We start from the raw sequence: 7,876 nt of genomic DNA, 5'->3' as shown, positions 1-7,876 counted from the left end.
TTGATAGATGGAATGATCAGGATGATGAACAGCGTTAAAGGCTTTACAGGCCCTGTAAACCTGGGTAATCCGAATGAATACAATATGAGGGAACTTGCTGAAATGGTTATCAGGCTTACCGGATCAGGTTCAAAGGTGGAATACAGGCCACTTCCAATGGATGACCCGAAAAGGCGGCAGCCCGATATTAGTCTGGCAAAGGCAAAACTTGGGTGGGAGCCGCATATGATGGTGGAAGAGGGTCTTAAAAAGACCATAGAATATTTCAGGGAACGTATCGGTCAATAATGAAGAATATCTCAATACTAGGTTCTACCGGATCAATAGGCACAAGCACCATAAAGGTGGTAAGATCTAATCCTGACAAATACAGGGTAGTGGGCCTTTCTGCAGGGAATAATATTGATCTTATCGGGCAGCAGATAGAGGAGTTCATGCCTGTTGCTGTGGCGGTTTCACAGGAGGCTCAGGCACAGGTTTTAAAGGGTCGTTTGTCTCATGATATAAAAACAGAGATATACTGGGGCAAAGAGGGGTTTAAAAGAATAGCTGTCTTGGATGAGGCTGATATTGTGGTTTCTGCCATGAGCGGTGCCGCAGGGCTTTTACCCACATATGATGCAATCTTAAAAGGAAAGGATATTGCCCTTGCCAACAAAGAGACAATGGTAATGGCAGGCGCAATAATCATGAGTCTTTGTGAACAAAAGGGCGTATCAATCCTGCCTGTTGACAGTGAACACAGCGCTGTATTCCAGTGTATGCAGGGCCATAACCTGGATGACCTGAGACGCGTTATCCTTACCGCATCAGGCGGCCCATTCAGGGATTTTACATTGAGTCAACTTGAAAATATCACGCCTGCAATGGCCCTTAAGCACCCGAACTGGGAGATGGGTAAAAAGATTACCATAGATTCGGCTACGCTAATGAACAAGGGGCTTGAGATAATCGAGGCAAAATGGCTTTTCGGCCTTGAGCTGGATCAGATTGATGTGATTGTACACCCTGAAAGTATTATCCACTCCATGGTGGAATATAATGACGGGTCAGTTATTGCCCAGATGGGTATCCCTGACATGATGACCCCTATCTCCTATGCCCTTTCATACCCTGAGCACCTAAAAACCGACCTTCCTTATTTAAGGCTTGAGGCCATAAAAAGTCTCCATTTTTATGCGCCTGACCCTGTAAAATTCAGGTGCCTCAGGCTTGCTGTGGATGCACTTAAAGAGGGTGGGAGCATGCCCGCTGTTATGAACGGGGCCAATGAGATTGCGGTCGCATCGTTTCTGAAGGATGAGATATCGTTCCTAGATATACCAAAAGTGATCGAGATGACAATGTATGCACACTGCACAATGCCGGTCAATACTATTGAGGCTGTACTGGAGGCAGACAGGTGGGCAAGGGCACAGGCGCTGGATATGATAAACAAACTTGGAAAATAATTTTTTATTCCTTTATTTATGGGTGTAATTCTCTATAATGCTATTAAGACAGTTAACAACGTGAGCAAAATATGGATACAATAATAAGTTTTATGCAAAATTTAGGACAGATATTTTATATTAATATAATCCCTACCATAATTGTGCTTGGGATAATGATATTTTTCCATGAACTGGGCCATTTTCTCGCTGCTAAATTTTTCAATGTAAAGGTTCTCAAATTTGCCCTGGGCTTTGGACCTAAAATTGTTTCAAAGGAGTATGGAGAAACAGAGTACTCAATCAGGTATCTACCACTGGGTGGTTTTGTAAAGATGCTGGGGGAGGACGACCTTGGAGAGGATGCCCCTCCTGTTAATACAAAGGATATCATGAGGGCCTTTAATAAACAGCATCCGCTAAAAAGATTAGCCATAGTAGCCGCAGGCCCTGTTTTTAATCTGGTGCTCGCATTTGTCCTGTTCTTCGGGTTATATGCGATCTTCGGTGCACCTCAGCTTACCCCGGAACCTGTTTTTACCCCTGAAATAGGGATTGTAAAAGAGGATTCACCTGCGGAAAAGGCTGGTCTGCTCAAAGGCGATATCGTTAAAGCAGTGGATGGCAAAGAGCTAAAAGAGTGGGCAGATTTAAGAAAAATTATAGAAAACAGGGCTAATACCCCTGTAAATATTGAGGTGGCGAGGGGAAATGAGCTCCTTTCCTTGACTGTAATTCCTGAAGAATCTGTTTTTACTAATGAGGCCGGAGAGGATATAAAGACTGTCCTGATTGGTGTAATCAATGCAGGAAAGATTGTATATAACGATTTAAGTCTTATGGAATCATTTATTACTGCTGTTTCCCATACTGGCAAAACAATCACTGACACATGTCTTGTTGTTGTGAAGCTGCCTCAGGGTGAAGTCTCAATAAAGAATGTTGGTGGTCCCATAATGATAGGACAGGTGGCCGGGATAGTTGTTCAGAAAGGTATTGATTATGTGTTAGAATTTATGGCTATTATCAGTATAAGCCTGGGTGTTTTGAACCTCTTGCCAATCCCAATCCTTGATGGAGGGGTAATCCTTTTTCTCCTTGTAGAGCTTGTTTTAGGAAGGCCTTTGAGTATGAACAAGCGTGAGTTCGCCCAGAAGATAGGGCTTTCTATACTGCTGCTTCTTATGGCCGTGGTTTTTTATAATGACATCCTTCGTCTCTTTACTAAATAAAAAATGATATTAGCTATAAACAGCTCTACAGCACAGTACAGTATTGCACTTATAAAACCCGATGGCATTATTGCAGCCGAATACATGGTGATACCTAAGGGCAACACCTTTACCGGCTTTATACCGGCAATAGATATGCTTTTTTCATCAACAGGATTTGATCCATCAAACATTAAGGCTGTAGCCGCTGCAAAGGGGCCGGGGAGTTTTACTGGCTTAAGAGTAGGGCTTTCCGCTGCAAAGGGTATAGCCTACAGCAGAGGTATACCTCTTATAGCTGTCTCAAGCCTTGATGCTATTGCATCACCTCTTTCATTCACCGGGATGCCCGTATGCGCCATGATTGCATCCAGGAGGGAAGAGGTCTTTTATGCCATGTACAAAAAGGTTGGCGATGATCTAGTAAGAGAGTCAGATATAAAGGGTAAGGGGATATCTGAGATAGGCACAATGTTCAACGAACCGACCGTGGTAGTGGGTAATGATTATATAAAGCAGAAGGTACGGGTTATGGAATCCAGCAACAGTATGATTATTCTTGCAGGAGAGAATCACTGGAACCTGAGGGCATCTTCTGTTGGCATACTTGCCCTTAAACGTTTCAGGAATAATGATTTTGATAACCTTACTGACGTGGTTCCTGACTATATTGCTGCCCCTGATATCAGGCCCCCGGGCTGATGCCTTTTAGAAGCTGAGTAAAAACGAAAATTATTTTAACCCTGTTGTTGCTTTATTTTGCAGCAGTCATAACCCGTTGACAAATATAATAAAAAAATATTATGAAATCTTTATCATAAAATTATTTTGAATAATCTTTAGCTGTAATCATGCATAATGAATAAAGACCATAATAGAAAAACAAGATTTAATACCCCTTGGATATCTGAATTAACTGTATATGCCGGATAAAACCTGATGAGAATAACAGGGGGAGAGCTAAACGGGCGGGTGCTTGGCAGTTTGAGCGGCATGAATATACGCCCCACATCAAGCAAGGTGAGGCAGGCGGTTTTTAATATCATAGGTAATGATACCACCGGCTTTCATGTAATGGATATCTTTGCCGGGACAGGGATCATGGGCATAGAGGCCTTGAGCAGGGGGGCTGAATGGGCCTTGTTCTTTGATAACTCAATGAGGTCAGTTGAGCTTATCAGGAAAAATCTTGAATTATGCGGTCTCAGCGACAGGGGATATGTTTTAAAGGGGGATATTAAGAATAGTATGCCTGCCCATGAGAAGCTGAAAAAGGGTGTAATTGATCTTGCCTTTATCGACCCTCCCTATGGCAGGGAGCTGATTCCCTGTGTGCTGGAAACAATCACCAAAATGGGGATAATGTCTGACAATGGCATAATTGTTACAGAGTCAAAAAGAGATGAGGTCCTGCCCCTGAATGCAGGGAAATTTATTCTGAATAAAACCAGGATATATGGTGAAACAAAAATAGATATATATGAAAGGCAAATATAATGAATGAGAAACTTGCAATCTATCCTGGAACATTTGATCCCCTTACAAACGGACATATAAGCATAATTAAAAGGGCACTCAAGATATTTGACAAACTTGTTGTTGCAATCCTGGTCAACCCGAATAAAACCCCGCTTTTTACCCTTGAGGAGAGGATCTCCATGCTTAAAGAGATCTTCAGGGATGAAGCAAATATTGAGATTGATTCATTTAACGGGCTTCTGGTAGATTATGCTGTTAAAAAAAACGCAAATATCGTGGTGAGGGGCTTAAGGGCCTTGTCTGATTTTGAATATGAATTCCAGATGGCCCTGATGAACAGGAAGCTGAACAGGGATATTCAGTCTGTCTTTCTCATGACAGACTACAAGTGGTTTTATATAAGCTCAACCATCATAAAGGAGGCAGCCCGGTGTGGCGGGGATATCAAGGGGCTTGTTCCTCCGATTGTAAATGAAAAGCTGAAACGGAAATTTGGTTTTAATAAAGGTATGTAATCATTTTTTGATTTATGAGCTCTGGAGGGTAAGTTATGGCCTTAACAAAAGAACAAATAATCTGTGACATATATGATAATGTCGGTTTAAGTAAGACAAAATCGCGCTCTGTAGTGGAAAGGGTATTTGAAATGATTAAAACATCTCTGGTCGGCGGAGAGGATGTCCTTATAAGCGGGTTCGGTAAGCTATCTGTAAAGAACAAGTCACAGAGAAGGGGCCGCAACCCCCAGACCTCAGAGGATCTTATGCTTGCACCAAGGAGGGTGGTTGTATTCAAGACATCAGGCTTGTTAAGAGACAGTATTAATCCCTGATTTACAGCCTCACAATGAATGCCTCGGTAAACCCCAGCTCTTCAAGTTTCTTTCTAGCCTCCATTGCGTTATCAAGGGTATGGGTTTTGGATACGTGAATCCTGAAAAATCTTTTGTTATTTGCATCAATATATTCGGTTATATTAACGTATTCATACAACACCAAAAGTTTATCAGCCAACCTTTTTGCATTTGCCTGTTCAGCGAATGAACCTACCTGTACAGTAAATATGCCTTCGTGTATACCTGGGTCTATCTGATCCCTGTTCAGTGCAACAACCTCTACCTGAGTTGTGCCAGGGCCTACCATATCAATCTCCTTAGCAGCGGCGTATGAGAGATCGATTATCCTTCCCTTTGCAAATGGCCCGCGATCATTGATCCTCACAATGGTGTACTTTTTGTTGTTCAGATTGGTGACTTTTACATAGGTATTAAAGGGTAGTATCGTGTGGGCCGCATTTTTTTTGTGCATATCATAGACCTCGCCGTTTGCAGTCCTCTTTCCATGGAAATCATCACCGTACCATGAGGCTATTCCTGTTTGAACAAATCCTGTGGCACTTGGGATAGGGTAATAACGTTCACCATTTATAATATAATAGGATTCCTTTTTTTCAGGAATATCTTTTGAAGGTACGGGTATACCTACCTTGATTGGCGGCCGTTTTGGAGCACAGCCGGCAATTGCCAGGCAAATCAGGGTGGATATAAGCAGTCTGTATTTCATAAAAAATGCCTTTCATTTGAGCAGATTTATCAGCATCCTTGCGTTTGTTACTGCCTGTGATTTAGCATGATTGTTAAAAAATATATAGAGTTTTTCAGTTTCCTTTGCGATCTTTGTGATCGCAGCCATCCATCCATTAAGCTCCTCTTCACTGTACAGGTAGTCATACCTCGATGTTGAGTCTGTGCCATACCAGTTCTTTTTATTACGGCCATGAAATCTTATATAGCCAGCCTTTGATGTGACAATGGCAACAGGGGGTATGAGCCCAGGCAGGTCAGGTTCATCAACGCAGACAAATCCTGCTGATAGTCTCTTTAGCCCTTCATAAACAGATTCCTTTAGCCAATCTTTGTTCCTGAACTCAACACAGGCCGGGAAGGGAGAGATTGCCTCTAGCAGTTCCCTCAGGTAGACCCTGTTCTTTTCAGTATAGTGGAAACTCAAAGGAAACTGGATCAGGATCGTTTCAAGCCGCCCTTTTTCATAAAGGGGTGAGATGCCACCAAGAAATCTGGGCAGGATATTTTTAATGGAGCCAGCGGTAATCTCGTGTGTTATCCCCTTGTAAGCCTTGACTATAAACAGGAGGTTGCCTGATGTTCCCATCATTCTACTGATCTGCTGTGCCTCTGGCTGTTTGTAGTATGTGAAATTCAGTTCAATGATATTGAAGTTTTGCGCATAAAAGGCGAGGAATTCTTTTTGGGGAAGGCTCTCCGGGTAGAATACGCCTTTCCAGTCATCATAATAGTAGCCTGATGTTCCAATGAGGATCTCTGCCATTCCCTTTACCAATAAGGGTGTTTACAATTTCAAGGTATATGATTACAGTGCCCTGGCTAAAACACCCTGTTTTTAAAACCGATATTAACATCTTAAATAGACTAATGCTCATAAACTGTCAAACTGTTCACAAGGTATGTTTTTTGTGAAAAAGATTTTTTCGAACCTTTTTAAAATTTAAAGTGTATATCATTTAAAATCCAAATAAGGAGGTATAATTTTGAAAAAGGAGATACCAAAGGAGGTTGCTGAAAAGCTTTTATTCCAGGGCAGAAGAGCTGGAGGGGTGATTTATATCTAAATGCGCTGGTTTTTATTAAGGGTGGTAAAATGCTTGGTGCATTTGATAATGCAATCCTGGCTTATACAACAACATCCTGGACTAACGGGCTAATTATTAACAAACAGAGTAAGACAGCGAGCCGCTATGAAATAAAAGATATTGATGGAGCCACCTATATGTTTTTTGAATGGAAGAATGGAGATTATTCTTTCAGGCATAAGGAACCATGGTTTTATGTGCTAAAGAAGTCAGACAGTAATGACTATTCTAATTTTAAACCCAAAAGAATATTAGAGGATGATGTTGATCTTCCATTTGAGGATGATGAACAGATGATAGGCATCTGGCAGAGTGTAGATTGTGTGAATAACATAGAGGATTTTATTCCCTATAAGAGAAACTGGCCAGGAGATTTTTTTCTGACTGAAATAAGTTTTGATACAGGCGGTGCTTTGACCCTGTCAATGGATTCGGAAAAGGTTTCAAACCCTTTGATTACTTGGACCAAAGGCTTAGTTCTAAACAGATTTAATAAAACTGCAAGCAGATGTGAAATCAGAGAGATAGATGGGGAAACCTTTATGTTTTATGAATGGAAATCAGGTGATTATCAATACAGGGGCATGAAACCTTCTTTCTATGTGTTGAAAAAATTGGATAGTGTAGGAGATAATTAGTGTCCATCCGGAAACTGTCGTTTTTTAATTCTAGCGGTCAGCCATCAGCATTCAGCCTTCAGCAAAAGACTTTTAAACCAAAGAGTTAGCTGACAGCTGATCGCTGACAGCTGAAAGCCCCATACAGGATTTGGCTCTTTCTGGATGGACACTAATTAATCCCAAACATATCTCAGCCTGCTATTTTTCACAGTCCCCCTGCCCAAAAGGCAGGGGGACTGTGCTTTTTGTTATCCCGCTCACCAAACATAAGAGTTAAACATCCTCTGAATAAATAAATCCAGTGATTGAAAAGTGGATTAAGATAGGATACAGTCCAAAAATATAATAATCCTGTCATTTCCCGATATATCGGGGCATCCATTCGTTTTGGGTTTTAATTTTCAAATGGATTCCCGCCTTCGCGCATTGGCGTCAAGCTAAAATCTATTGAAATGACAGGATAAAT

At 41.5% G+C, this 7,876-nt stretch carries 10 protein-coding genes; 8 read left to right on the top strand and 2 right to left on the bottom strand.

The window, feature by feature from the left end; all coding sequences use genetic code 11:
* From GX654_05885 to GX654_05855, 7 genes are all read left to right on the top strand, one after another.
* The coding region (locus GX654_05885; GenBank protein NLD36385.1) for an SDR family NAD-dependent epimerase/dehydratase at positions 1-288 on the top strand (288 nt) is incomplete at its 5' end.
* Positions 288-1,451, top strand: coding sequence for a 1-deoxy-D-xylulose-5-phosphate reductoisomerase (locus GX654_05880; GenBank protein NLD36384.1), 1,164 nt, complete (start codon positions 288-290; stop codon positions 1,449-1,451). The genes GX654_05885 and GX654_05880, both read left to right, overlap by 1 nt.
* Positions 1,452-1,543: 92 nt before the next feature.
* Positions 1,544-2,662 (top strand): RIP metalloprotease RseP, encoded by a 1,119-nt coding sequence (rseP, locus tag GX654_05875; GenBank protein ID NLD36383.1) that lies wholly within the window; start codon positions 1,544-1,546, stop codon positions 2,660-2,662.
* A 3-nt stretch (positions 2,663-2,665) separates the two neighbouring features.
* Positions 2,666-3,343, top strand: coding sequence for a tRNA (adenosine(37)-N6)-threonylcarbamoyltransferase complex dimerization subunit type 1 TsaB (tsaB, locus tag GX654_05870; protein NLD36382.1), 678 nt, complete (start codon positions 2,666-2,668; stop codon positions 3,341-3,343).
* Between the two features lie 237 nt (positions 3,344-3,580).
* Complete coding sequence (gene rsmD, locus GX654_05865) at positions 3,581-4,138, top strand: 16S rRNA (guanine(966)-N(2))-methyltransferase RsmD (protein NLD36381.1); 558 nt, start codon at positions 3,581-3,583, stop codon at positions 4,136-4,138.
* The gene (coaD, locus tag GX654_05860) at positions 4,138-4,635 is read left to right on the top strand and encodes a pantetheine-phosphate adenylyltransferase (protein ID NLD36380.1); all 498 of its coding nucleotides are present in this window, start codon (positions 4,138-4,140) and stop codon (positions 4,633-4,635) included. The genes rsmD and coaD overlap by 1 nt, the downstream gene beginning before the upstream one ends.
* 35 nt (positions 4,636-4,670) lie before the next feature.
* The gene (locus GX654_05855; protein NLD36379.1) at positions 4,671-4,952 is read left to right on the top strand and encodes an integration host factor subunit alpha; all 282 of its coding nucleotides are present in this window, start codon (positions 4,671-4,673) and stop codon (positions 4,950-4,952) included.
* 1 nt (position 4,953) lies between these two features.
* Here the strand turns inward: GX654_05855 and GX654_05850 are convergent, their stop codons facing one another.
* Both GX654_05850 and GX654_05845 read right to left on the bottom strand, forming a co-directional pair.
* Positions 4,954-5,682: a septal ring lytic transglycosylase RlpA family protein gene (locus GX654_05850; GenBank protein NLD36378.1), complete on the bottom strand. Its 729-nt coding sequence runs from the start codon at positions 5,680-5,682 to the stop codon at positions 4,954-4,956.
* Between the two features lie 12 nt (positions 5,683-5,694).
* Positions 5,695-6,468 (bottom strand): DUF72 domain-containing protein, encoded by a 774-nt coding sequence (locus GX654_05845; protein ID NLD36377.1) that lies wholly within the window; start codon positions 6,466-6,468, stop codon positions 5,695-5,697.
* A gap of 330 nt (positions 6,469-6,798) precedes the next feature.
* Between GX654_05845 and GX654_05840 the strand changes: the two genes are divergently transcribed.
* Positions 6,799-7,428, top strand: a complete 630-nt coding sequence (locus GX654_05840) for a hypothetical protein (protein NLD36376.1) — start codon at positions 6,799-6,801, stop codon at positions 7,426-7,428.
* Positions 7,429-7,876 lie beyond the last annotated feature (448 nt).

It is taken from the genome of Desulfatiglans sp., from assembly GCA_012513605.1.
GTDB lineage: Bacteria > Desulfobacterota > DSM-4660 > Desulfatiglandales > HGW-15 > JAAZBV01.
This window is presented reverse-complemented; position numbering and strand designations above follow the sequence as displayed.

Excerpts from the sequence above, each read along its gene's own strand:
- GX654_05880 (NLD36384.1), top strand. The coding sequence starts at position 288 with ATGAAGAATATCTCAATACTAGGTTCTACCGGATCAATAGGCACAAGC.
- rseP (NLD36383.1), top strand. The coding sequence starts at position 1,544 with ATGCAAAATTTAGGACAGATATTTTATATTAATATAATCCCTACCATA.
- tsaB (NLD36382.1), top strand. The coding sequence starts at position 2,666 with ATGATATTAGCTATAAACAGCTCTACAGCACAGTACAGTATTGCACTT.
- rsmD (NLD36381.1), top strand. The coding sequence starts at position 3,581 with ATGAGAATAACAGGGGGAGAGCTAAACGGGCGGGTGCTTGGCAGTTTG.
- coaD (NLD36380.1), top strand. The coding sequence starts at position 4,138 with ATGAATGAGAAACTTGCAATCTATCCTGGAACATTTGATCCCCTTACA.
- GX654_05855 (NLD36379.1), top strand. The coding sequence starts at position 4,671 with ATGGCCTTAACAAAAGAACAAATAATCTGTGACATATATGATAATGTC.
- GX654_05850 (NLD36378.1), bottom strand. The coding sequence starts at position 5,682 with ATGAAATACAGACTGCTTATATCCACCCTGATTTGCCTGGCAATTGCC.
- GX654_05845 (NLD36377.1), bottom strand. The coding sequence starts at position 6,468 with ATGGCAGAGATCCTCATTGGAACATCAGGCTACTATTATGATGACTGG.
- GX654_05840 (NLD36376.1), top strand. The coding sequence starts at position 6,799 with ATGCTTGGTGCATTTGATAATGCAATCCTGGCTTATACAACAACATCC.